This is a genomic window from Mycolicibacterium frederiksbergense, from assembly GCF_012223425.1.
Taxonomy (GTDB): domain Bacteria; phylum Actinomycetota; class Actinomycetes; order Mycobacteriales; family Mycobacteriaceae; genus Mycobacterium; species Mycobacterium frederiksbergense.
Genome location: NZ_CP038798.1, coordinates 117,642 through 142,604 on the forward strand (window position 1 = coordinate 117,642; position 24,963 = coordinate 142,604).

A 24,963-nucleotide genomic window follows, 5' to 3' on the forward strand; every position below is an offset into this window, starting at 1 on the left:
GGCTGCTGTTCGCGCGAACAAGGCACGCCAGATGGCATCACGGCGTGACCCATGCGATGAGGTGTCACAGCTAGGAGCGTGGGTCGGTAAGGCTTCGAGCGGGTGTGTGGCGTCGAGTCTGGGTAGAGATGGTATTGCGGGGTCTGCGGCGTTCTGAGTGGATGTTCGGTGTAGACGTGCCCCGATGAGTCGTGTGTCGGCAACTGGGGCGGCCAGCGGATGCCCCGTTAGGCTGGCAGGGCGGTGAGTCCGGTAATTCCGATGTGGCCGTGCAATTTTCGCAGGTTGTGGCAGGCAGCCAGAAGTAGCCATTCCCCGCGGGCTTGGTCCAACCCGCGCAGCAGTAGCGCTTTGGCGTTCTGCAGGGTCGACATTTGACCGAACACCGGTTCGACGATCGCTTTGCGGCGGGCATAGACCGCGTGGCCTTTCTTCGTGGTGAGCTTGCGGGCCATCCGCTGCTTGCCGGTTGCGTTGTTGGGGATCCGCCCGCGCGGCGGTGCCGGGGTCGGTTCGTCGCGGCGGCGGCGGCCGGTGGCGATGAAGAACTCGGTGCCGTGGGTGGCGGTGAATTGCGTTGCCTTATCGAGGTTGTCCGCGGAGCAGTAGCCGGCATCGGCGAGCATCTGGCCGGGGACCTGCCCGGTGTTGGTGAGGGTCTGTTCGGTCATCGAGATCAAGTTCATGACGTCGGAGGCGTTGGTGCCCAACTCGGTGGCCACGATCACCTGATGGTCGGAGTCGACCACGGCCTGGGCGTTATAGCACTGGTGGAACGCCCCATCGCCGGTGAGCATGATCTTCGACTCAGGGTCGGTGAAGTTGCGTTGCGACTTGGGTTTCGGTGTCGCCTCCTCGGCGGCGGCGGTCCCTTTCTCGGCGGCGGTGTCGTCGTCATCGCCGCGCTCGCGGGCTTTGGCCTCGGCGTGTTCACGCGCCGCTTGGGCGGCTTCGGCTTCCAGTGCGGCCTTGGCTTCCCGAATCGCCGCCAGCCGGGTTTCACGGCGCCGTAGTTCCTCGGGTAGTTCATCACCGCGGCGGTTCTTGCCGAACTTCTTATCTTCGGCAGTGTCGATACGTTCGGCCTCAGCCAACAACGCCGAGACCTCCCCGGCGAGGACCTTTTCCTTCTCGGTCATCCGGGCGTAACTCATCGCTTTACGTTTAGAGGCATTGGCCCGGACTTTCGTTCCGTCGAGGGCGACTCGGCCCAGGCTGACCATGCCCGCGGCCTGGCATAACGCCAACGCTTGGACGAACAAGTGCCCCAACGCGGAGAGGTGGCGTTTACGGAACCGGGCGATCGCCCGGTAATCCGGGGCCGATCCGGCGGCCAGCCAGCGAAATGCCACCACATCAACACAGGCCGCCTCCAGCTTGCGCGAGGAGCGGACCCCGGTGGTGTAGCCGTAGAGCAGGATCCGCACCATCAACCGCGGGTCATACGGCGGCCCGCCACGGACCTCGGTATAGACGCCATGGATCCGGGACAGGTCCAGATGCTCATCAACAAGCTCGGCGACGAACCGGGCCAGATGCTCAGCCGGTAGCCAATCATCGAGCGAGGGCGGAAACAACAGGTCCTGATCCGGGGCGAACACCCGAAACGTCTTATCCACCGGCGCCTTTGACGCCACGGAATGCGGTTCAACCCTGTCCGAAGGGTCTACCTCGAACAAACCATCCGGATCGAGATCATCAGGCATACCCCATCATCGCTGATACACCACCATCAACCAGACATCCCGCCAGGCGTGTTACTGACCCACGCTCCTAGTCGTCGGTGGCCATCACCAAAGTCACCGTGCCGCCCAGGCGGTCGAGCGCCACAAATTCATGGAACCCGGTCGCCGACCCGATGCCCAACCGCCACTCGGTCTCAAAAGCCTCCTGCGGCAACGCCACCAACTGATAGAGGCTGGTCGCCGCCCTCATCCGTGGGTACACCTCGCGATCCATCCCCTGACCAGACACCTCGGGCAACGGGGCAGCGTATTCGGCCCACCTACGCACCAACGTCTCCGCATCGGTGGGGGCGACGGCGACGAAACTATCCGTGGTGATCGCCGAGGCCTGATACGGGCCGTGAATGGTGGTGTCGCCGTCTCCGGTACCGACGAAACTGCCGCGGTAGTGCGGATTCTGGATCAACATTGCCAACACATCGCCGTCGGAGGTCCCGTCATCACCGGCGGGCAGCAGGAAATGCCGCAACACCACGAACTGGTAGGTCGCATTGGCGAACACGACCACGGTCTCACCCGTGTAGACCAACTCATCCCCCGCCGTCGCCGCGGATGAGGCGCTGTTCGGGCTGCTCATGGCAGCGCTTCGAGGCCACCGTCCGGCTGTTCCTCGCTCAGGAGGCCCTTGGTGAGGGCTGATGGCGTCGTGCCCAGCGCGTCGGCCAGTCGCGACAGCACCACAACGGTCAAGTTCTTGTGGCCGTTTTCGAGCTGGTTGATGTAGGTGCGGTGCACGCCGCTGCGCTCACCAAGGGTGGTCTGAGCCAGGCCGAGCTTCTCCCGCCGTGCCTTGATGTTCGCGCCCAAGCGCGCCTGAATCGCGTTCTCGTCGATCGTCACCGTGCAGCCCCGCTCTCTCCCATACGCATGTTGCGCATAGTCTACAAGGCGGCATCGGTCAGAAGAGTCCATCTCCGGTCGCCTCCTGCCACCGCTGCTCAAATCCACTGCGCTGCTTGGACTCCGCGTCAGCCCACGCGGCAACGAAAAGACGATCCGCGCCTCGGCGCCCACGGCCTCGCAGAACGTGTCGCAGGATGCCATCGCCGCCGCGTGCCGGGACGCCAGGCTGACTGGTGAGGAGCTCGGCAGCCCCCCGCGGGGTGGTCACCAGGCCGACCCCGGGTACGCGACGCCGCGAACGCTCTCGACCAATGGTTCTGTTTTTCTTTGGTTATCCATGTGACTGTCCGATCCATGAAATGTGTTGTTACCAAGCGCTACTCGGGGACAACGACACCGATCTATGTCGATGCCCCTGGTTGGTGACCGGTCAGGACCACACGGTGATGCTGAGGTCGGCGCCGTCCTGGCGCTGCGACTGCACCTCAACCTCTTCGCCGTTGGTGGTGGTGACGGTGACATCGTTGAGGCCGGGGAACGGCACCGTGATCGTGTGGGGCTCGTAAGTGGCGTACTTCGTCACCTCGTCTACGCCCTGATCTTCGGTGTGCGCGTCCGCAGCGGCCATAGCTTCGGCCTCGGTGAGGAACACCCTGCTACCGAACTCGTCGGCGGCGTCGTCATCGACGTACGTCATTGTCCATATCACGATATCTATTGTGTCTCTTCTCTTCTGATGAGGTTTGCGTGGGCATTGCAGGCGAACCGCGGAACCTTGAGTGTTGCCTATAGTCTACACGGGCATGTAGACTATAGACAACATTCAAGCGAGGCAGGAGAATCCGTTGAGCGACCTCACCACCGACCAGCGCTGGCTGCTCTACTTCATGGGCGGCTGGTCGATTCGCGATTGCCTGATCGGGACCGCCGGGACCGATCACCTGATGCAGTCCATGAGCGGCGCGTGCGGCCACACCAGCCCTGACGGAGGGCCCGAGTGGATGACGGGCTGGGACACCCGCAACGGCAAGATCAGCTCCCCCGGTCGCGGAGAGGCCCGCGTCGTCGTCACCAAGGCTCAGATCAACGCCTACGCCCGCAGCCTGCGAGAGAGCGTCCGAGACGAACTCGTCGCCCTGCGCGCCGAGGCCAGAGCCGAATCCGACCGCACCACGGGCTGGTGCCGCTGCCCCTGGGCAGAGACCGCCCCGAATGCCCACAGCGGCCCGTGTCAGCGCTACCACCCCACCGACGAGGAGGAGAGCGCCCACTACGCCACCGTGTGGCGCATCGACGAGGCCCTGGACGAGGCACTCAGCCGTGCGCTGAACGTGCACGCCGCCGAGGCCGGACAACTGGCCCTCTTCGACGCACTCTGACCGACCGCCCCGACCGCCGAACCCTCACATCCCCTACTAGGCAAAGGAACTCGCCATGACCACCACCTACGTCGCCAGCGTGTCACCATTCACCACCGCAGCCGGCGACGACAGCCGCCCCCTCGCACGAGTGCGCTACGTCAACGACAGCTCCATCTACGTGAAGGTCACCGACGTCAGCCACGACGCCCTGCCCTCGGTGACCGGGTATCCCGTCGAATTCTGGCTGCGCATCGACCACCTCGCCCGCCAAACCCATACCTACCTCGCCGAGCTGTTCGCCACCAGAAAGGCCGTCCCGGTCACCGAGTTCCAGGAACTGCCCGCCTGGGTCGTGGCACGCATCCACGCCTCCAGCGAGGTCGCCCGGCTCGGACCCGTCGAGACGACCTACCTCCAGCTACGCATCACCGACCTGCTCCGCTTCGGCTGACCCGCCCAGCGCTCGACGCGTACGTATCCACCTCCCCCACCTCGAAAGGAACTCTCCCCGTGACACTCTCCGCATTCCAGGCCGCTGCCCGCGAACACCTCGCCAACCCACCCGGCACCTGGACGGTGCACCGCGTCGCCGCGCGCGCCTGGCAAGTACGCACCCGCGACGGCGCAGTCATCGACCGATGCGCCACAAAGACCGCCGCCGAGCAGAGCCGCCAGGACGGACCCTACGTCCGGCTCTGGCAGGAACGCACCGACTGGTACCTCGGCCGCAGCACCAACCCCCGCGACCGGCCGCTGACCGCCGAGGAACGCGCCGTCGTCGACCAGATCCTGCACCCCGCCGACACCGTCTTGGGAGATGTGCGCGCCGTGCGCTTCTGCGACCGCGACGACCACGACCACCAGGTCTGGATCGCCACCCACACACCCGAGGGCCGCTGGGCGATCGAGAGCCTGCCGTGGTGGACATTCGCCACAGACGAGTTGGAATTCCTCGACGCCGACGACCCCGAGACCAACGCGGTGATGCTCGACGGACTCCTCGAGGCCTGCCAGCGCTGGGAGCGTGACCTGGCCGACGACCTCGCCGGCCCCGACACCACCCAGGACGCCGCCGTCACGGTAATCGGGATCATCCGCCGCCTGGCCACCACACTCACAGCCCACTAAGCCCAGACCCCCGGTCGGGGTTGCGCTCGGCGAAAGCTGCTGCGCGACCCCGGCTTTGGCGTGCCACCAATCTTCCGATACGTGTAGACGATAGTCTACATTGGGTGTAGACTATAAGTAACACAGTCGGACGCGAACACACCGAAAAAGGGGACACGCCAATGCCTTTCACCACCCACGTCGACAGCCACGCGACGGTGACACGATGACCGCCACCGCCGAACACCGCCCCGCTGTCCGCAAGCGCCGCTTCGCCCACGACGACCTCATCGCCGTCGACCTGTTCTCCGGCTTCGGTGGCCTGACCAAGGGAATCGAAAATGCCGGATTCACCACGATCATGGCGGCCAACCACAACCGCTACAAGATCGAAGTTCACGAGGCCAACCACCCCGATGCCGAGCACTGGATCGCCGACCTGGTCGACGCCGAGTCCTCGGACTACCACTCAGCCAGAGACCTCCCGCCTGCCGATTTCCTGGGAGCGGGAGTCAGCTGCGTGAACCACTCCCAAGCCAACACCAAAAAGGCCTACGAACAAGGTCTCTCGCTGTTTGACCTGGAAGACCCCGACTTCGACGCCAGCGTCACCCGCTCTGAACGCGACCGTGCCACCGCCAACTGCGTGCTGCACTACGCCGCCCAACACCACCCGCGCCTGATCCTCATCGAGTGCACCACCGAACTCACCTCCTGGGGCCCGGCCATCCCCGGCAAGCGCAAAGTCGGCGACGGGTCCACCTACCGCTGGTGGCTCAAGCAATTCGACCTCCTGGGCTACAAGCACCGCGTGCTCTACCTCAACTCGATGTTCTTCGGCGTCCCCCAGTCCCGCGACCGGCTCTACATCGCGTTCTGGGACCGCCGACTGCCCACCCCCGACCTCGACCACCGCCCACCCACTTGGTGCGACCACTGCGACGGCATCGTCGAGGCCGTCTGGACCTGGCGCACCGGTGTTCCTCCGACTGGGTCGGTCCGCTACGGCAAGCAGTACGAGTACCGCTGCCCGTCCTGCCGCCACACCGTCGTCCCGCGCACCACGCCGTCGCTGTCCGCGCTGGACCTCTCCGATCTGGGCACCCGCATCGGAGACCGAATCAAGCCCCTGGCCCCGGCTACGATGGCGCGCGCCGAACGGTGCCGCCAGCGCTTCGCCGATTTCCCCGCCGTGCTAATGCCGGTCAAGTCGGTCTACGGCTCCGAACGGCACCCCTGGCAGCCGATGGCCACCCAGACCAGTCAGCAGGAGACCGCGCTGCTGTCCACTGGCGCATTGATGGTCGCGGCCGGAAACACCTACGAGCGTCCCGGATCAGACTGCCGCAGCCGCGATCTGAGCCAGCCGCTCTGGGCGCAGACCGCCACCAACACCACCGGCATGCTCACCCCGCCGATCGCCCTCACCGGGCAGACGATCGCCGCGCACCGCCACAACGGCGACGGCAAGCACCTCACCCTGCCGATGGACACGGTGACCAGCACCCACGAAAAGGCCGTCCTGCTCGCCGTGGCCAACTACCAGGGCAGCCCCCGCAGCGGCGCCGAGCCGCTTCCCACCCAGGTCGGATCAGAGACCATGGGCATCGTCTCCAGCGGAGTGATCCCCTTCCGGCGCAACACCGTACCCACGTCCCACGCCGAGGCCATGCCCACCGTGACCGCCGAACAGATCCCCGGCGTGCTCACCGCCGCCGGAATGATCAAGAACAACGGTGCCATCGACGAGGCCAAGTACCGCAGCTACCCGGTCGACAAGCCGCTGGGAACCGTCGTCGGATCAGCCGTGACCCAAGGAGTCCTCTTCTCGGGTTGGTACAAGCAAAACGGCAGCACCGGAACCGAAACCGCCCCACACCCCCTGAGTGAGCCGCTGGGCACCCTCACCGCCAAGGACACCACCGCGGTGCTGTCCGCCCACTGGCGCGCTGCGCTGGCCGACCTGTCCCTGGACGACTGCTACTTCCGCATGATGAAACCGGCCGAGATCGGCCGGGGGTGCGGGTTTGACGTCGACTTCGCCGGTCACAACGGGACATTCATCGTCTGGGGCAGCGCACGCAACCAGGTCGACGGATACGGCAACGCCGTCTCGCCCGCCGTCGGCGAATGGATCGGACTCCGACTGCGCGCCGCCCTGCACCGCGACCTCGCGGCCTGACCCGCCCGGCGGGTGGGCTGGCCACACCAGCCCACCCGCCCCCACCCCCGCCAAACCTCACGCAAGGAACCCCGACATGACTCACACCCGGCCCACCCCCGCCGGTAGCGCGTTCGCTCCCCTGCACGTCACCCGCAGCGCGACGACATTCCAGACCTGGTGGTCGGCCGTGACCGTGGGCACCGACGCCACCGACATCGCCGACGGCATCCTCGCGTTGCGCACTCCGCACACCAGCGACGTCGAATCCAGCCTGCACTGGCTCATGCTCGCCGTCTTCCAAGGCCCGGTTCCCGTCACCTGGCTTGAGGTCGACGGGCTACACCCCACCGCCCAGGTGTCCCACGTCGTCCTGGACGCCGACGTGGCCCACGACAGCGACGGGGACGTCGTCGGTGTCGACGTCGTGCTGTCCCTGCACGTGAGCGCAGCAGACGGCTCAGTCGTTGCGACCACACCGTCGGCCTACGTCCAGTCGCCGGCCACGGTGTTCGCGACCACCAGCACCCAGCCTGCCGATGCCCTCGCCGAGATCATCGACACCGCCCTGGACCTCGTCAACGACACCATCACCGCCGCAGACCACTTCGCCGCACTCGCACGCGCACCACGTACGGAACCCACCCACGCTGCTGCGCTCGAGGAGCCTGACGAGCCTGAGGAGCCCGAGATCGAGCACTGCCGCGACTGCGGGCGCGTCACTCGAATTGACGACGACCCCGTCGACACCGACGCCGCCGACGGATGGAACGGCTACTGCGGCGGCTGCGCAGACCGCCGCGAAGACCAGGACCGCGACGACACCGACGCTTGAGGCCCCGCACGCCGAGTGTCGGCCGAACTATCAGATTTGCGGTGAAGGGTCGGAGACGTTCCAGGAATGCAGGCTTATCGGGAGCGCAATTGCCTTTGGGCGAGTTAGCGAAGGCGTCAGAGAAAATCCATTTGGTGTTGTCTGGTTTCATTTTAACGGGTACGCGAGGCGGGCACGACTAACGTGAATTATCGAATCGAAATAATCACTCGTCTGCCGCACGCTTCCCGGCTCCGCGCACCCGTGCCGTGCGCTGTCGAGGTCCCCGTTCCCATCCTGGCGCCGGCCTCCTGCGAAGCATCCCGCCGGTCGGAGATCTGAACGCCACGCTATGCCCTGCGACTAGGAGAATAGTCCGTCTTGCAGTCTGGACCGCGGCCTCCGGGAATGTTCGATCGTGGGCTGCAAGTGTCATCCCGCAGCGCCGATCGGAAGCCGTCACCGCACGTCGCCCTCACCATTTTAAAAGACGGCATGGAAGACGGAAATGCACTCCACGGGCATTCGTCTAAACGCCGACTCGATCGGCTGCTAAATGACAAAAAAACACGCGGGTCGAGTGTCTAAAATAACCATAAGAATAGACGTAGAATTGCCCCCAATTGCCGCGTCATGCATTACAATTGAAGTAGACAAACACCAATTGCTACAGCCATTCGGAGGCGATTATGAGCACCAATGTCACCGTGTACACCAAGCCCGCCTGCGTTCAGTGCAACGCGACCTACAAGGCGCTCGACAAGCAAGGCATCGCCTACAACGTCGTGGATATCACCGCCACCCCCGAAGCCCGTGACTACGTGATGGCCCTCGGCTACCTCCAGGCTCCCGTCGTGGTGGCCGGCGACGATCACTGGGCAGGATTCCGGCCCGACCGGATCAAGACCCTCGCGAATCAAGCGGCCTGAAAGGACGTCCAGAAATGAGCTACAGCGCAGTCATCACCGACCCACGCGAAGCGGACGCGATGCCGATGTGGGAGTCATTCGGGCACACGGACGTCGCTGACGCCCTTCAAGCCGCACACACGCACATCCACGCCACGCAACCCGGTGACCGGACTGTCGACGAAGGACGGGGCGTCTACGCAGTCTGGAGCGGCCCTGTGCCCTCGACGCGAGTCGCCACCCTCGTCATCACGCCAACTGACGATCACCACCAGGTGTCGTCATGAGATCACGGCTGTTCGGGCAGACCCGCCAACTGCCCGACCTCGCCCCATCGCAAAGCGACGCACACCCCAACACCATGGCGAGCGCCGTGGCGTCGCGGGAGCTTGACGGTGAGTGGGACTACCCGCGCAGCGCCCTCCAGCCCGGCGACTGCACGCCCGGGAAGCTCTACCGCGTGAAGTTCGTAGACGACGACTGGGATTTCACGATCCCAGGCGACTCGCCGGATCAGCCGGTGCCCGAACACCAAGCCCGACGTGAGTCAACGCCGTTCGGAAGCGAGTGGTTCGTGGTCGGGGTCAACCGGTGGACGTATCGCGACGACGACCTTGTGATCCTCGGCGACGACGACACCCCAGCGGCACGTCCATGACGTCTACCGCCACCATCGAGCACCCAGCGACCGCCACCACGACCGACACCGGCCGGGTCTGCGAAGCTGAACGCGATCGACTCGACGCCGGTGCGTCCGTGTGTTTGGAAGTGCGACCCGGGACCCTGGGTTTCCAACTCTGCTGGCGCGAGGACCGCCACCACGGCGCCCACAAATCTCAGGACGGCCACACCTGGAGCGACCAGTGACCGCCTCCGCCCGTCCCCACACCGTCGATCTCGAGCCGTTCCGCGTCGACCCCGACGCGTTCGACGACTGGCTCGACCTCAGAGCCGACACGATCGACAGTGAGCTCCCCACACCCACAACGCTTCCTGGCCCGGCCGCTGCGCTCAGCTCGCTCGTCGAGGAAGCGATCTTCCTCGGTCCGATCACCGGCGACGATCGCGTCGAGCTCGACATCATCGCCGCCGACGACCCCCCAGCGCCCGGCTATGTACTCATCGTGCGCCCGCGCGGCGAACCGACATCGCCAGGCCTGACCAACGGTTGGACAGATCTGACCTATCCCACGCCCAGCGACGATCCGCGCGCCGTCGCCTGGAGGTACCTGACGACAATCTGCGAGCAGGCCAACACGCTACTCACCGACACCGGAAAGGTTCTCCGATGAACTTCAACCGCCCGTACACCTTCGAGCTGGCCCGCCAATTCCTCATTGCCCAACATGAGGACCCCGCCGCCCAACACCTCGATGTCGTCGTCCTCACCGAAGAGGACCATGCCGCCATCGCCGGGCACTACGCCAACGCCGAACGCAACGGAGTCGACCGCGCCACCTTGGACCGGGCAGCCCACACCCTGCTGCGCCTGGCGCCCGCCGACGTCGACGAGTGGATCAGGCAGGAATACATCGTCGACGGCTGGCTGCACGGCTACCTCGCCCTGACCGCCGATCCCGCCGACCCCAGCCTGACCACCTGGCAGCTCGGCCAACTCGCCTACGCGCACTATCTCAACGCCTCGTAACCCGACCCGTCTCTGCGACAAACACTCTCGTCTCGATCAGCCAGGTCATCGGGGACTGTCATGGCTGCTGTTCGTCGTAGAGGGCAAGTTGATCGACCCGGATGTAGGCAATGGTGTGCGGATCGCCGACGGGATGTACACGCACGGTCAGGTTGGGGCTCACTGTGTCGCGGACGGAGATGACGTCGGTGATCCCGGAGGGAAGTTGGTCTTGAGAATCGCCGGCGTCGTCGGTGGGCTCATCGGTGAGTAGGCGGAGCATGCGGCCCTTCAATCCGGTCATCTCAACTTCCAGCGGATGCCAGCTGTCCATCACGAACTCCTGATCTCCCCGCGCAGCAGCTGTTCTCAACTGACTGCTGTCCACCGTGTGAGGCTCATGGTCACCACAACGTCGGCTGCACCGACCCCAGCAATGCAGCGGCGACCAGGTCCGCATCCCAGCCATTGACAACCGCGGCGCGAATCGCGCGTGAGCGTTCCGCCCGTGCCGCCGCGCCCGCACCGCGTGCCAGGATGGCTCGCCGGCCACCGCCGCGCCGCATCAGCGCCATCCGCCTCATGTTGTCGCGCAGATCCCCGCCCACCAGATGCGTCCCGAGGCCCCGTACGACCTCCTCTGCTGTCGTTACGCGAACGCAAATGGGATCGTCGCATGAGTGGAGTGAATACACGTCTGGTTCGAGCACAGACCCTTTGAGCGACAACGCAAGCGCGTAGCGCGACGTCCGCACCACACGGCGCACACCGTCGCGGGTAACACGAAAGACGCCGTATCCGTCGTCGCTGAGACCACCGGACCACACGAAGCAGTCGCTGTCGAGCGGGCCCATCACCACACGCTGTTGGAACCGCAGAATCTCGGCGGCATGCTCGACCGGATCCACTCGAAGCGGTAGCGGTCGCGAACCCCCGTGGGTGCGCCCGCTACCGGTGATCCTACTGACGCCCAACATAATCCGCTGCGCGCTCTAGTGGGCGCCCATCGCAGCATCCTGCGGTGCGTTGTCAGCACCCTCGGGTACCGCGCGGTTGGGCAACGGCACCACCTCGGCATCTGGCCCGTCCGCACCCGAGGCCTCGTCGGTCTGATCATCGGAGGCGAACTTCATCAGTTCGCGCAACCTGCTGACGCTCAGGCCGGTGCTGCTGCTGATGCTCGCCATCGTCTCACCGCGCAAACGCATTGCGTGCAAAGCCTTCCCGGCGGCACTGCGGTGCCCGAGCCGCTTGCGCTCAGCCTCTTCCTTCAACTTTTCCACGCGCCCCGCCAGCCAGGCGTCGACCTCGTCGACCTGCGCCATCCGCACCGTAAATTCGGTCAGATCAGTGAGATTCGCGCGCTCACGCTTCTCGCGTGCAACCGCCGCGTCCTGCTGCGCCTCCAACAGACGCTTACGGGCCAACTTGCGACTCGTCGTCTTCTCCATGGTGCCCAATCGTAGGGGCGACAGGGGACACTTCCGCCGGATCTCGCAACCACCACCGACCGACTACGAATTCAACAGTCGGCCGGCCGCGATCCTCTCTCCGATTTCAGTGCTCATCCCTTCACGTCAACCGTTTGCTGTTGACCACTTTTCTCACATCTCCCCCTGCCCCCTCGTCCTCACCATCTGCTTCCAGCTTTCCTCACCCATCCCGCCTCACATGCCCTCTACCTGCACCCTCTGTTTTCAGCCCCTCGCCGCACCACACACCTCTTGCACTAAGGTCACGAAACGGTAACGGCCCGTTCGGCGGTAGCCGGATACGAGATTCCCCAGAAGTGTCGAGAGGCCCCCTTACCGTTTGATTGTGATGCGGTCATGATGGGCATTCACAAGCTCACAGCGGGTGACGGGTACCTCTACCTGATCCGCCAAACCGCCGCGCACGACGCCGAACAACGGGGCCGCTCCTCGTTGGGCGACTACTACTCGGAAAAGGGTGAGTCCCCGGGCCGATGGATGGGCCGAGGGCTGCCCGGTTTGTCCGACCCGCCGTCGCGCACCTGGGTCACCGACGTCGAAGAAGCCATGTGGCGCATCGACTCTGGTTCGGCGGTCATCGAGGACCAGATGAAGGCCATCTACGGCCTGGGCTTGCACCCCAACGCCGGCAAGATCGCGGAGCATCTGATCGCGAATATGGGCACCCCCAAGGCGGCGGCCAAAGAGGCTGTGAGCCTTGGCCGTCCGTTCGTCATCAACGACGCTTCCACTGAACTACAACGCCGTCTCGCGGTGGCCTACCGGGACCACAACCTCAGTGAGAGCCTGTCGTGGAACGCCCCGATCGACGACACGCTGCGCGCCAAGATGCGCACGACCATCGCCCGCGAACTGTTCGCCGAGACCTATGACCGTCCGCCGCTGGATGACCGGGAACTGACCGGTTTCATCGCCACCCAGACCCGCGACCAGACCACCTCCACCGCCGGATACGACTTCACGTTCAGCCCCGTCAAGAGCTTCTCGGTGCTGTGGGCACTGGCCCCCAAAGACTTGGCGAAAACCCTGGAAGACATCCACGATCAGGCCGTCGCCGACACGCTGGACTACATCGAAAACAACATGGCGTTCACCCGCATGGGCGCCCAAGGAGTGGCCCAACTCGACGTAGACGGAGTCATCGCGGCGGGCTTCACTCACCGCGACAGCCGCGCCGGGGACCCCGATCTTCACACCCACCTCGCGGTGAGCAACAAGGTGCGCGCCCGCGGGCACGACGGCATTTACCGCTGGCTTGCTCTCGACGGCCGGCCACTGTTCAAGGGCACCGTCGCGGCCTCGGAGTTCTACAACTCCCGCATCGAAGCGCTGTCCGTCGAACGCGCCGGGCTGCACTTCGCCGAGACACCGCCCGCCGAACGGGGCAAGCGTCCGGTCCGCGAGATCGTCGGAGTGCCCACCGAATTGAACGAGGGTTTCTCCTCGCGGCGGGTGATGATCAAGGCGCGCTACACCGAGTTGGCCAAGTCATTTCAAGCCGACCACGGCCGCGAACCGACGACCGTTGAAGCCATCGCCTTGCATCAGCGCGCCACCCTGGACACCCGAACCGCCAAGCACGAACCGCGCTCCTTGGCCGAGCAACGCCAGCAGTGGCGCACCCAAGCCGTCGAGATCTTGGGCAGCCCCCAAGCCCTGTCGCACATGCTCGTCGATGTTCGCGCACCACGGCGGCGCGACGTCGCCGACATCACCGACGAATGGATCGCCGAACAGGCGGCGACGGTCGTGGAGACCGTCTCCGAGGCCCGGTCGAGCTGGCAGCGCAACCACGTCTACGCCGAAGCCCTGCGCGCGGTGCGGGCGGCGGGCTGGGCCACCGAGCACGACGTCGTCGAGGCGATTACCGCCGCCGCACTCGGTGACCCGAACAGCGTCGGGCACGCGCGGGTCACCGACACCGACCTCGCCGAACCGGCCGCGCTGCGCCGCCGTGACGGCGCCAGTGTCTACAGCACCCACGGTACCCAATTGTTCACCAGCCAGGCCATCCTCTCGGCGGAGAAGCGGGTGTTGCACGCGGCCGGGCAGACCGACGGCCGCCGCCTGGACGGCGACCTGGTCGAGATGGCGCTGCTGGCCGAAAAGGCCGAACGCGGACGGACGTTGAACACCGGTCAAGAGACCCTGGTCCGCGAAATTGCGACCTCCGGGGCACGGTTCCAGCTTGCGTTGGCGCCCGCCGGAACGGGCAAGACCACCGCCATGTCCGTGCTGGCGCGGGCGTGGGAGGAGTCCGGGGGCAGCGTGCTGGGCCTGTCCCCCAGCGCCAACGCCGCCCAGGTGCTTCGCGACGACATCAAGGCCACCACCGACACCATCGACAAGTTCATTTGGCTGCGCCGCAACCCCGACGCCACCGACGATCCGGCCCGCACGTGGTTCGACAAGATCGACGAAAACACCCTCATCATCATCGACGAAGTAGGCAAAGCAGGCACCCTGCAGATCGACGAGGCGATCACCATCGCCTTGGCGCGCGGTGCCCGTATTGCGGGAATCGGCGACGACCAACAGCTGGCGTCCATCTCTGCCGGCGGCATCTTGCGCGACATCGAAAGAACCTACGGCGCCCTGAATTTGACCGAGGTCGTGCGGTTCAAGTCCCGCGCCGAAGCCCAAGCCGGGTTGGCGCTGCGGGAGGGCGATCCGTCCGGGCTGGCGTTCTACGCCGACGCCGGGCGCATCCATGTCGGATCCGGGGACACCATCATCGACGCGGCCTACAGCCGGTGGGCGGCCGACACCGCGGCGGGCCACGACTCGGCGATGCTGGCGCCGACCAACGAGATCGTCGCGCAGCTCAACGAACGCGCCCGCGCGGATCGTCTCGACGCCCTGGCCGCCGACCCCAACCACACCTCCACCGCGGCGGCGATGCGCGAAACCACCCTGGCCGACGGGCTGCGCGCATCAGCCGGTGACATCGTCGCCACCCGCCGCAACAAACGCGCTCTGCGGCTGGCCGGGGGCCGCGACTTCGTCCGCAACGGCCAACGCTGGCGCGTCGACACCGTCAGAAACGACGGCTCGCTGGCAGTCTCGCGCACCGACACCGGACAGAAAGCCACCCTGCCCGCGTGGTACGTCAACGCCTACACCGCCTTGGGCTACGCCTCCACCATCGACGCCTCCCAGGGCATGACCATCGGATCGCGCACCAGCACCGGAACGTGCCACGTCATCGGCTCGGAAAGCCTCACCCGCCAACAGCTCTACGTCGCGATGACCCGCGCCACCGACGAAAGCCACGTCTACCTCGAAACCGCCGAAACCGACGCCCACAACGTCCTCACCCCCAGAGCCACCCACCCCAACACCGCCATCGACGTCCTCGAACGCGTCCTGGCCCATGACGGCGCTCAAGTGTCGGCCACCACCGAAGCCGATACCGCCGTCGACCCGTTCACCCGCCTGGGCATGGCCGCGCGCATGTACACCCATTCGGTGGGGGCGCTGGCAGAAAACGCCCTCGGCCCCGACCGCATGGCCGCCATCGACGCCACCGCGGACCAGACCTACACCGGACTTACCCGCATGCCCGCCTGGCCCGTGCTGCGGATGCACCTGGCCACCATCGCCGTGTCCGGGGACAACCCCATCACCTGCCTACGCGACGCCGTCGCCCAACGCGAGCTCACCACCGCCGCGGATCCGGCCGCCGTCCTGGACTGGCGGCTGGACAGCACCAGTGCGCATTCCGCCCGGACCGGACCGCTGCGCTGGCTGCCCGACCTGCCGACCGGACTTCTCGACGACGACACCGACCACGCGGCCTACCTGCACGCCCGCCACGACCTGGTCACCTCCCTCGCCGGCGCGATCCGCGAGACCGCAATCCACTGGGACGCCAGCACCGCCCCGCCGTGGGCGCGCCCACTGCTGGACGCCAGCCCGCAGCTGCGCGCCGAAATCGCGGTGTTCCGCGCCGCACACGACGTGTCGCCGGCCGACACCCGCCTCACCGGCCCGGACCAGTACGCGGTCCGCGATCGCAGCATCCAGAAGATGTTGGAAGACACCGCCGCCCAGGCAATCGGTGTCACCACGCCAAACACCGCCCGCTTCGACGGCCTCGTCGACGCGGTCGACCCCCGGGTCCGCCGCGACCCCTACTGGCCCCAGCTGGCCGCCCATCTGGCCCACGTTGCCCGTACCGACGTCAACCTGCCGCAGTTGCTTGGTGACGTCGCCGCCGAGGGGCCACTGCCCGATCTGATGCCCGGCGCCGCGTTGTGGTGGCGCCTGGCCGGGCGTCTGCAACCCGCCGTCCTGGAAGCAACCAACCAACATCTGCGACCGGGATGGCTGTCCGATCTGACCGCCGAGTTCGGCAGTGCCGTCGCCGAAACGATTGCCGCAGATCCCGCGTTCGCTCGTCTGGTCGCCGCGATCGACAACGCCGACCCCACCCGCTGGCAGCCCCGCGAGCTGCTCCAGGTCGCCCACGAACATCTGCGCGACGTCGACCCCGACGAGGACCACGGCGTCGCGATCCGACCCGACGAATACGCCCGCCTGCTCACCTATTCGGTGGATCTGTTCACCGGCGATCACCCGTACGACCACGACGACATCCCCATCCCGGACGAGGCGCCGCTCACCGCCGAAGAGCACGAACAACTGCTTCTGCACTACCCCGACCCCGAGCACTTCACCGGCGAGGACCAGGACCATCTGCATGTCGTCGGCCTGTCCGACGACGCCCTGTTGGCCAAACTGGGGCTGGGATACGGCGGCAACCTCATCGAGCCGACGGAGCTCTACGACGAGCTCCCGCCGGACCCCTACGACCTCTCCCTCGACACCGACGACCGGTTGGCGTTCGAGGATCTCCTGATCGAGCGTCCCCTTCCGCGACCCGTCGCCGACGTGGTGGCCGACGTCGTCGCGTTGCGCGGCCAGTATCACGCCGCCGCCGAAGCGGTCCGCCGCCAGCGTGCCCTGGTGATGGCCGATCAGGGGCCGGCCGTGCGCGCCGCCGATGCCGAACTGCTGGCGCTGCGCGCCCGCGCCGAACAGGACCGCCCCCACCTGCTGGCCGTCCAGAACGTCATGGCGCGGTGGGCCGAAGCCGAGGAACACTACGACGCCCTCACCGCATACGTGCAACACGAGCGCGATCGGCTCACCGAACTTCACAACGACCCCAGCGCAGACGAACTCGACGTCAGCAGCGCCCGCGCTGCACTCAAGCTCGCCCTGATGGCACTACCGGACACCACCCCAGCCGCCCAGTTCCACGCCGAACTCACCGACGCCCTGACCCGCCGGGCGGAAGCCGCGGGCGGCACCGACCGCATCGTCACCGCCGACGACGTCGACGCCGCCCGCGGTCGAGCACAAGACGAGGACATCGCCGCGCTCAACGCCGCCCGCGCCGACCGGGACCGCCTCGCCGCGGCGCTCGAGCGCGCCGAAACCGCCACCGCCATCGCGTTCGCCGAAGCCGAGACCCGCAGCGCGGAGCACATTCGCGAGAACATCGCGGCGCTGCGCACCGAAATCGACATGCTCAGTGCCGCCGGTGACTACAAGATCGAGCGCGGATTCACTGTTCCGTCCGAACTGGCCACCACCCTGTCTGAGCAGACCATCCGCGGCTTGAATGCCATGGCGCGCAGCGGATTCACCGTCACCGCCGTGCACGCCGGTGACGCCGACGCGGCGCTCGACGCCCTGCGCGTGCTGCACGAAGCGGCCCTGGCCAGTGAACGCCGGATCTTGTGGTGCAGCACCGATGCCGACCGCGCAGCCCGCATCGCCGGACCCGACTCGGCCGACACCGCCCACACCGTCACCGACCTGCATCGATTGATCGCGACCCAGCAAGAGGAGCTGGACGGACAGACCACCATCGTCGTCGACCGCGCGAGTCACGCTGCTCCGGAGGTCCTGGCCGACCTGGCTGAACACGCCGCCGACACCGGCGCCCGCCTGCTTCTCGTTGACGGCGATGACCGCGGGTGGCCGCCGGCACCGTCTGCACCCCTGCTGGGACTGCTCCACCAGGATCTGCCGTGGTCGGTGACCTTGACCGTCGACATGGCGACCCCGGCACGACGGGCGGCCCAGCCCGACCGCGACGCGATCCTCGATCAGGCCGACCGCTGCGACCCGACACTGCTCGACACCGAGGTCACCGACGCCCTCCAGCGGCGCCGGCAGTTGCGTCAACAGCACACCAGCGGCCACCGGGTACACAGCCAGCTGTGGGACCGCATCGACGCATCTGAACACGACAGCGACCGAGCCAATGAGAGCCGCGAACTCTAGATCGCTCAGCCGCGACGATGGGGGTTGCGGCGATGGCGCGGACGCGTCGTCGCTGTGCAGAATTTCCGCAGGGACGAATCGGTCGCCCGCCAACCTCTCGAGAAATCGGGCAACCCCACCTCGGCGATGCGAGCGGTCAGCTGTGTCGAGGTCGGCTCAACGTCGAGTATGACGTTCTGCTGTCACCGCGGATCGGGAGGCCGTCGTTCCCGGGTGACGGTGGCCACCACCAGGACGACGGGCACGGCAAGGATCAACAGCAACGCCAGGATCGTCGGAAGCAGCATGGCCCCAAGTAGTGCGGTTTGAGCGCCCACGACCACGCCGACATAGAGCATCAGGGAACGAAGGGCGAGCAACTTCCGTTGCCGCATAATGGTTTTGCGGGTCTGGCGTGGCAGTCGGTGATGCCTCAGCCGCGTGTGGGTGAGCAGCAGGTGAGCCGCTCCCAGCCCCGCCACCGTTCGCGCGAAGGTCGTGGAGTGGCCGTCGGTGTGCTGCACCCGCGCGGCGACCACGGCGATGGCGACGACCAGGACCACCCAGCTCGACTTGCGCAGGACGCTGGTCAGGACGACACCGACGTTGTAGCGGACCAACTCGGCTTCCTCGGGTTCCAGCCGTCCCACGTCGAGGAAGCCGTAAATGGCCCGCCAGTTCTGGCGCCGTACCGCGAAGACGGTAGCCAGACCGTGCAGGGCTCCGGCGTGATCGGGCTGCACCCGCAGCGCGTCCCGATACCCGGCCACCGCCTGGTCGCTCTCGATGTCGAAGTTGGCGAGCAGCACGCCGGCGCGCAGCACCATCGTGTCCACGTCGTGCGGATCGAGCCGCAGCGCCTCCTCCACGGCCGTCAGCGCCTCGTCGAGGCGGCCTGCGGCGCGCAGAAGTTCGGCATGCCAGTGGTGCGCCGACGAGCTGTGCGGGCGCAGGGTGACCGCCTCCCGCGTCACCTCCAGCCCCTCGCCGATACGGTGTTGACCGTGCAGGGCTCGGGCGTAGGTGAGCATCGCACCCTCGTCCTGCGGCGCGATCGACAGCGCAGCACGCGCGGTCTGCTCGGCGGCGGCGAACTTGCCTTGGTTGACCTCGCTTAGGCCGAGGGCGGCGAGGAGGCGCGGGTGATGCGGGTCGGTAGACAGGGCGGACCTGAGCACCTCCTCGGCGCGCTGGTACCTGTTGGCCTCCATGTACGCCCAGGCCAGCGGCACCGCGGCATCGGCTTCGGTCATCGCGGGGTGGTCGCCTGCGGCGCATCCTCGCTGCGGTCGCGTTCCTTGCTTTCCTGCTCGTCACGGAGGCGGGCGGCCGCGGACATGGTGAACAGCCGCCCACCGACCTTGAGGTAACCAGTGCGCACGAATGCGTCACCGACGCTCGCCAACGCGACCAGTGCCACCGCCCATACGCTGAGCTCCCACCCCCGCGGGAACATCGCCACACCGCACAGGGCCGCGACGCCGCCATAGCCCGTCCAGTAGAACCGCCGCTGGATCCGCAGCGTGCGGAAGCAGAGGGCGCCCACGAGGCAGCCGAACCACCACAGGCCGGCTGCGACGAGGAGCGCCGTCGACCATGTAGGCATAGGCGGCAATGTGTTCGAGGCCTCGCTGGCCGCCAGGACGTCCATCACCGCTCCATTGTCCCAGCGCTGGTTGGCGGTGGGATGCACCAAAAAGCTGACACTGCAACACATGCCCCAAGGCTGGGCGTCACGGGATCCCCGGTGGCCGCGTGGGCGAGGCGGCCGAATTGGTGCGCTGGCAGGGTCGGGATCGGCTTTACGGTGGTGAGAGAGGTCAGAGCACACCGGTGCCTTGACGCGAGACAGGAGACACACCCATGGGTGCATTCGGCGGAAAGACCATTCGAGCATTGGCCGTCACTCTCGGTGCCGGAGCGCTGCTGTCGACGGCGGTGGGCACCGCCTCGGCGTGGCCGATCCCGATCACCGGTCAACAGCAGAGTTTCATCAATCAAGCGCGTGGCGCCGGGTTCCCTGGCGACGACGATCAGGTCTTGACCGCCGGACTTCAGGCGTGCCGCCTGCTGTACACGGGGCAGGGCACCCAGGGCGCGGCCGGATCGCTGGCCGGCCAGTACGGGACGTCGCCGGAGCAGGCCGCGTCATTGGTCAACGCCGCGCACGGGATCATGTGCACCCAAGCACCCGGCTGATTGCAGCTCAGCGGCATGTCGCGCGCTGTGCCTCCCATGACAGCCGAACGACTACCGCGCGGGCCCATGGTGATCTCCGGCGCACCGCGCAACCTGGTTGACGCCCTTCGTCTTTCAGATCGCGGTCGCTCGCGCTTACTGGGGCTCAGTCCCGCCAAGGTCCAGGGCAACCCGACCGGCGTGGTGCAACCGCTCGCCGAGTGCACCGTCCGATTCGGCTGGTGATCTCTGATCCCACGCCACGAACGCTTTGGCCAACGCGTACACGACATCTGGGGGAATCACGTCGCCGCGTCCGCGCTCCATGTCGTAGATCCAGTTCAGCGTCGAGCCCACGCTGCGAGCCAGACGTGCCAACGCGGTGGCGGTGGCGTCGGGCTGTAGTGGCCGCGCCTCCCAGCTCGCCATGGAGTCGGCCAAGTCCCGGCGCAGACCGGAGGGGATGACCCCGCGGACCTCGGCGGTGAGCCACACGCTGGGTGGATGTTCGTGCACCGGGAGCCACAGCAGCGGTTGTCGATCGGCGAGCGCTTCGTCGAAGCCCGGTTCACCGGGGTAGCGGCCTTCGGCGTCCGGCCACACCACTTGCAGGAAGTCCACTTGATTTCCGGCGTTGAACTCCAGCGAGATTCCGAATTGTGACCCCAGCCAGCTGGGGTGCACTTGGGCCAGCATCAGCCAGTAGCCACCCACGGCCACACCGGGCATGTTCAGCACCCCGGAGAACCGGTCGTCGTGTTCGGCCTGCCGCCCCAGCGCCACCGTGCGGTCGGCGACGGTGTTGAGGGTGTGGGTCATGACTTCGTGGCCACCGATGCCGTAGATCGCCAGCTCGGGTTGCCGGTAGGAGTGCCACATTCCGGAGGTGAAACCGTAGGGCGGCGCCAGCCCGTCGGGTTGGGAGGCGCCCACGGTGGTGCACTGGTGGCCGTACCGCTCGACGGTGGCGACGGTCCGACGCTTCCGCGGCTCGACGGTGTCGGTTGCCCCGCCGGCGCAGATCAGACAGCGGCACCCGCCGCGGTCATGCGGTGTCGTGGTTTCGGAACGTTCGTCGCCCACCGGTCTACCCCGCCATCGGTGCACTAGCTCTGCCGCAACGGTCTTGGCGCCATCGGCCCGACGTTACCGTCACCCCGCGGCGATCTGACCGGGTGGAGGAGCCGGGCAATTGACGCGACCGACGGTGCTGCTGAAGGTTTCTCACACTCCGTGGCGGTACGGCGGGAGCATCTAGCTACTCCCGCCGGGACGTCGGTGCTACCCAGCCCGGGGGTGGTGTCACACAGAACTGCTCAGGTGAAAGCCAGAGCTGCATCACCAATTCCGACTGGCTGTTTGCACTCGCCACGGGTACGTCGACCAAGGCCAGCCAGCCGCCATCGAAATCGACGCAGCCACGCCACCTGCCTACCAGGCATCCACGGTTCTAACCTCGCGGCCGAACCGCGGACCCACATGGGGACACCGGTCATCGGCCGCCCAAGGTCCGGGAACACCTTCTCGATGTGAACCCAAACCGGCCTGTCGACGCGGCGCAAGGTGGGGTACTGCTCACCGTCCGACCACCGCACAAAAGGATCGCACATGTGTTCGAACTATAGCCGCTCAACCGGGTGGTGACTATGACGAGTGGTGGCCGCCCGTCGGTCTCCGTGGTGGCCGTCGCCGAAGGATCAGCTCGTGGCCCGAGTGCGTCGCGCTAGATGTATTGACCACGGACGTTGGTAACGGCGTGGTGAGGTGACAAGACGAAGACCTCCGAGTGAAGTGCGAACTGTCTAGGAAACGCACCAACTCACTGCGGAGGTCTTCGTGGTTCACCGTAATGCCCCTTTGTCTGAAACCGGTCGTCTGCGGCTGGCTCGTTGCATCGTCGATGACGGTTGGTCGCTGCGCCGCGCGGCCGAACGCTTCCAGGTGTCGGTCCCTACTGCGGTCCGCTGGCGAGATCGCTACCTCGAGCTGGGCCAGGCCGGGATGGCCGACCGCAGCTCACGGCCGCATCAGAGCCCGAACCGCACCCCGACACGGACCGAGCGGCGCATCATCGGCGTGCGCGTCACCCGCCGGTGGGGGCCGGCCCGGATCGCCTACCTGCTGGGATTGAACGTCTCCACGGTGCACAACGTGCTGCGCCGCTACGGCATCGCCAGGCTGCGCTGGCTCGACCGGGCCACCGGCCGCGTCGTGCGCCGGATGGAATCAGCGGCATGCGGCGATCTGGTGCACGTCGATGTCAAGAAGCTGGGCAGGATCCCCGCCGGCGGCGGCTGGCGCATGCTCGGACGCACGAAGGGTCGGCGCAATTCTCAGGCGGACAAGACTGGGACGACCAACAAGTACCGTCAGCCATTGCGGGGCTATCACTTCCTGCATACAGCCCTCGACGCGCACTCGCGGTTGGTCTACTCCGAGATGCTGGCCGACGAACGCAAGGACACCGCCGCAGAGTTCTGGAAACGGGCCAACACCTGGTTCCTCAAACAAGGTATCACCGTGCGAAAAGTGTTGACCGACAACGGATCATGCTATCGGTCACACACCTTCCGTGAGGCGCTCGGCGACGGCATCGAGCATCGCCGCACCAGGCCGTATCGGCCGCAGACCAATGGCAAGGTCGAGCGTTTTCACCGGACCCTCGCCGATGAGTGGGCCTACGCCCGGCTCTACGCCAGCGACGAACAACGCTGCCAGGAGTACCCCCGCTGGCTGCACACCTACAATCACCACCGCGGTCACACAGCACTCGGCGGTCAACCACCAGCCAGCCGTGTAACTAACCTCTCAGGTCAATACAGCTAGATCGGCGCTCGTCCCCCGCCGCCGCCGCCCATCGCACCGCCGGGCGTGATCACCGGAGGTGACCAGTTGCCGTGATAATCCTGGCTCCACCCCGGGGGCGCGATCTGTTCGGCCTCTGTCACGGGGTCGTCATCCCACCCGTCGCCCAGACTCGTGGCGAAACCCGTCGACTGAGTGAAGCCGGCGGGTACGGTCTGCCCGTAATTGGGCGGGGTGGGGTCACGGGGATCCGGAATCAGATCCTCGCGAGGCATCCAAATGCCCGATCCCGGTAGATATTCCTCGGAGCCGTATGGTCCCAGCGCGCCGGGGGCTTTGATCTGGGCGTCGGAAAGCGTGGTGTCGGGCACCCACGCGCCGCTGCCCGGGACGAGCTCGACGTAGCGATGTTCGCCGCCGCTACGGTCGTAGAACGGTGCAGGCCCCAGGTCGCCCGGATTCAGGATTTTCAGACCAGGCAGTTCATCGGGCCGCACGAAGTTCCCTGAGCGCGGCCCGATTTCGACCCAACCGGGACCGTCGGGCGGTTGCGCCGGTCCCAGTCCACCTGGGCCGCGAACGATCGGGTAGTGCCGCTTGTCGCCTGGCTTCCACCCCGCACTTTGAACCTCACCGTCGCCGTCTCCACCCCCGGCGATCGGTGGTGCGGTCTTGATCGTGTCCCCCATCGCTGAGAGCGTGCTGCTGCTGACCGAGCAGTGATAGTCCGCGGCGGCGGCGGTGGCCTCGGCCTGTTTGCGTGCCAAGTTCTCCGTCTTCTGCTGTACCTCAACGGCATTGACTCCGCCAGAGGCTTGGAAGCGCCGCATTGCCTGTGCGAGATCTTGGCGGGCCTGGGTGAATTCCTGCGGACTTGGCGTGCTCTGCTTTGCGGTCTCGAAGTTCTGCGCCACCGAGCGCGCATGGTTCGCCAGCGTGTCCGCCTGCTCGCTCATGTGAGACAACCACTCGCCGTGTCGGCGAGTGTTCGCGCCGGCCCGCTGCTTGCTGTCCTCCCAATTGGCGTCGATCTCGTCACCGGCCTGGGTGGTGGATGCTGCCGTTTGACGCAGAAGGGCCGCCGACCGCTCCCATTGCTCGGCGAAGGAGTGCAAGCTCGACGATCCAGGACCGCCGTAGAGGGCGTGCGAATGCGCCTCGCCCGGCAGCGGAGCCAATGCCGCCGGAACCGTCGGGATGGACGGGACGCTCGGTGCCGGAATGCTCGGAAGCGGCGCGGGCGCGGAGACTGAGCTCGGACCCGTGCTGCTACTGATCCCTGCGGCGTTGGCCTCATCCTGGCCGCTGAGAGTGGCCGCGGTGCCCGAGAGGGCAAGGGCGCCGACTTCACGTACCGCCGAACCGTGCGTCAACAGTGCCGCCAGGGCGGCGGACGCACCGTTGAGCTGGGAGACCGCCGAGACAGAGGTCATGTCGACCCCCGGCGGTTCAGCGACTGCGGGGGCGTGAGGCTGTGCATCGCCGGACAGTCGTCCGGCCGCTGTGATCAGCGCGGCGGCATCGAAAGTGATGGCCATCGGTTACCGCTCCAAACTGGCTCGTCATTGTGGGGCGAGCCCACCAGTGGACCCGCCCTTTGATATCTGATGATAAACGCCGCGTGGGTGGTGTCGGCGCACCAAAA

At 66.6% G+C, this 24,963-nt stretch carries 23 protein-coding genes; 12 read left to right on the top strand and 11 right to left on the bottom strand.

The features are described 5' to 3' along the window. Positions 1 to 227: 227 nt before the first annotated feature. The 4 genes from EXE63_RS02375 to EXE63_RS02390 all read right to left on the bottom strand — a co-directional run bounded on the left by EXE63_RS02375 (position 228) and on the right by EXE63_RS02390 (position 3,285). On the bottom strand, positions 228 to 1,619 hold the full coding sequence (locus EXE63_RS02375) for an IS1182 family transposase (RefSeq protein WP_436277479.1): 1,392 nt from the start codon (positions 1,617 to 1,619) through the stop codon (positions 228 to 230). Between the two features lie 154 nt (positions 1,620 to 1,773). Beyond that, positions 1,774 to 2,322, bottom strand: coding sequence for a hypothetical protein (locus EXE63_RS02380; protein WP_168140610.1), 549 nt, complete (start codon positions 2,320 to 2,322; stop codon positions 1,774 to 1,776). Next, on the bottom strand, positions 2,319 to 2,585 hold the full coding sequence (locus tag EXE63_RS02385; protein WP_234904150.1) for a type II toxin-antitoxin system RelB family anti-toxin: 267 nt from the start codon (positions 2,583 to 2,585) through the stop codon (positions 2,319 to 2,321). Before EXE63_RS02385 ends, EXE63_RS02380 begins: the two co-directional genes overlap by 4 nt. Before the next feature lie 433 nt (positions 2,586 to 3,018). Then, positions 3,019 to 3,285, bottom strand: coding sequence for a hypothetical protein (locus EXE63_RS02390; RefSeq protein ID WP_168140612.1), 267 nt, complete (start codon positions 3,283 to 3,285; stop codon positions 3,019 to 3,021). 148 nt (positions 3,286 to 3,433) lie between these two features. Between EXE63_RS02390 and EXE63_RS02395 the strand changes: the two genes are divergently transcribed. The 9 genes from EXE63_RS02395 (at position 3,434) to EXE63_RS02435 (ending at position 10,587) form a co-directional block, all read left to right on the top strand. Next, the gene (locus EXE63_RS02395) at positions 3,434 to 3,967 is read left to right on the top strand and encodes a hypothetical protein (protein WP_168140613.1); all 534 of its coding nucleotides are present in this window, start codon (positions 3,434 to 3,436) and stop codon (positions 3,965 to 3,967) included. A gap of 55 nt (positions 3,968 to 4,022) precedes the next feature. Further along, positions 4,023 to 4,400, top strand: a complete 378-nt coding sequence (locus tag EXE63_RS02400; protein ID WP_168140614.1) for a hypothetical protein — start codon at positions 4,023 to 4,025, stop codon at positions 4,398 to 4,400. Positions 4,401 to 4,459: 59 nt separating this feature from the next. Beyond that, the gene (locus EXE63_RS02405) at positions 4,460 to 5,077 is read left to right on the top strand and encodes a hypothetical protein (protein ID WP_168140615.1); all 618 of its coding nucleotides are present in this window, start codon (positions 4,460 to 4,462) and stop codon (positions 5,075 to 5,077) included. Between the two features lie 205 nt (positions 5,078 to 5,282). Further along, positions 5,283 to 7,238: a DNA cytosine methyltransferase gene (locus EXE63_RS02410; protein WP_168140616.1), complete on the top strand. Its 1,956-nt coding sequence runs from the start codon at positions 5,283 to 5,285 to the stop codon at positions 7,236 to 7,238. A 76-nt stretch (positions 7,239 to 7,314) separates the two neighbouring features. Beyond that, positions 7,315 to 8,052 carry a hypothetical protein gene (locus tag EXE63_RS02415; protein ID WP_168140617.1) on the top strand — a complete coding sequence of 246 codons (738 nt, stop codon included), beginning with the start codon at positions 7,315 to 7,317 and terminating at the stop codon, positions 8,050 to 8,052. Between the two features lie 668 nt (positions 8,053 to 8,720). Continuing rightward, a complete protein-coding gene (locus tag EXE63_RS02420) occupies positions 8,721 to 8,960 on the top strand; it encodes a redoxin NrdH (RefSeq protein WP_168140618.1) in 240 nt (79 codons plus the stop codon). A gap of 262 nt (positions 8,961 to 9,222) precedes the next feature. Beyond that, the gene (locus EXE63_RS02425; protein WP_168140619.1) at positions 9,223 to 9,597 is read left to right on the top strand and encodes a hypothetical protein; all 375 of its coding nucleotides are present in this window, start codon (positions 9,223 to 9,225) and stop codon (positions 9,595 to 9,597) included. A gap of 205 nt (positions 9,598 to 9,802) precedes the next feature. Beyond that, positions 9,803 to 10,231 (top strand): hypothetical protein, encoded by a 429-nt coding sequence (locus EXE63_RS02430; RefSeq protein WP_168140620.1) that lies wholly within the window; start codon positions 9,803 to 9,805, stop codon positions 10,229 to 10,231. Beyond that, positions 10,228 to 10,587, top strand: coding sequence for a hypothetical protein (locus EXE63_RS02435; protein WP_168140621.1), 360 nt, complete (start codon positions 10,228 to 10,230; stop codon positions 10,585 to 10,587). Before EXE63_RS02430 ends, EXE63_RS02435 begins: the two co-directional genes overlap by 4 nt. 58 nt (positions 10,588 to 10,645) lie before the next feature. Here EXE63_RS02435 and EXE63_RS02440 read toward each other — a convergent pair whose 3' ends face one another. From EXE63_RS02440 to EXE63_RS02450, 3 genes are all read right to left on the bottom strand, one after another. Further along, a complete protein-coding gene (locus tag EXE63_RS02440) occupies positions 10,646 to 10,954 on the bottom strand; it encodes a DUF7161 family protein (RefSeq protein ID WP_168140622.1) in 309 nt (102 codons plus the stop codon). 16 nt (positions 10,955 to 10,970) lie between these two features. Beyond that, positions 10,971 to 11,474, bottom strand: coding sequence for a hypothetical protein (locus tag EXE63_RS02445; protein ID WP_168140623.1), 504 nt, complete (start codon positions 11,472 to 11,474; stop codon positions 10,971 to 10,973). An 84-nt stretch (positions 11,475 to 11,558) separates the two neighbouring features. Continuing rightward, entirely contained in the window at positions 11,559 to 12,017 is a 459-nt protein-coding gene (locus EXE63_RS02450; RefSeq protein WP_168140624.1) for a hypothetical protein, read from the bottom strand. A 378-nt stretch (positions 12,018 to 12,395) separates the two neighbouring features. Here EXE63_RS02450 and mobF point away from each other — a divergent pair, with 378 nt between their 5' ends. Then, a complete protein-coding gene (gene mobF, locus EXE63_RS02455; protein WP_168140625.1) occupies positions 12,396 to 18,356 on the top strand; it encodes a MobF family relaxase in 5,961 nt (1,986 codons plus the stop codon). 182 nt (positions 18,357 to 18,538) lie between these two features. On the opposite strand, the gene EXE63_RS02460 is transcribed toward mobF, so the two are convergent. Together EXE63_RS02460 and EXE63_RS02465 are read right to left on the bottom strand one after the other, a co-directional pair. Then, positions 18,539 to 19,588 (bottom strand): tetratricopeptide repeat protein, encoded by a 1,050-nt coding sequence (locus EXE63_RS02460; protein WP_168140626.1) that lies wholly within the window; start codon positions 19,586 to 19,588, stop codon positions 18,539 to 18,541. Continuing rightward, positions 19,585 to 20,052 (bottom strand): hypothetical protein, encoded by a 468-nt coding sequence (locus tag EXE63_RS02465; protein WP_168140627.1) that lies wholly within the window; start codon positions 20,050 to 20,052, stop codon positions 19,585 to 19,587. Before EXE63_RS02465 ends, EXE63_RS02460 begins: the two co-directional genes overlap by 4 nt. A gap of 146 nt (positions 20,053 to 20,198) precedes the next feature. Here EXE63_RS02465 and EXE63_RS02470 point away from each other — a divergent pair, with 146 nt between their 5' ends. Continuing rightward, positions 20,199 to 20,534: a DUF732 domain-containing protein gene (locus tag EXE63_RS02470; protein WP_168140628.1), complete on the top strand. Its 336-nt coding sequence runs from the start codon at positions 20,199 to 20,201 to the stop codon at positions 20,532 to 20,534. A gap of 135 nt (positions 20,535 to 20,669) precedes the next feature. On the opposite strand, the gene EXE63_RS02475 is transcribed toward EXE63_RS02470, so the two are convergent. Continuing rightward, the gene (locus EXE63_RS02475; RefSeq protein WP_168140629.1) at positions 20,670 to 21,596 is read right to left on the bottom strand and encodes a DUF4262 domain-containing protein; all 927 of its coding nucleotides are present in this window, start codon (positions 21,594 to 21,596) and stop codon (positions 20,670 to 20,672) included. A gap of 753 nt (positions 21,597 to 22,349) precedes the next feature. Between EXE63_RS02475 and EXE63_RS02480 the strand changes: the two genes are divergently transcribed. Continuing rightward, positions 22,350 to 23,339, top strand: coding sequence for an IS481 family transposase (locus EXE63_RS02480; protein ID WP_168140630.1), 990 nt, complete (start codon positions 22,350 to 22,352; stop codon positions 23,337 to 23,339). Here the strand turns inward: EXE63_RS02480 and EXE63_RS02485 are convergent. Further along, the gene (locus tag EXE63_RS02485; protein WP_168140631.1) at positions 23,336 to 24,856 is read right to left on the bottom strand and encodes a PPE domain-containing protein; all 1,521 of its coding nucleotides are present in this window, start codon (positions 24,854 to 24,856) and stop codon (positions 23,336 to 23,338) included. The two genes, EXE63_RS02480 and EXE63_RS02485, sit on opposite strands and share 4 nt — an antisense overlap. Positions 24,857 to 24,963: the final 107 nt, after the last annotated feature.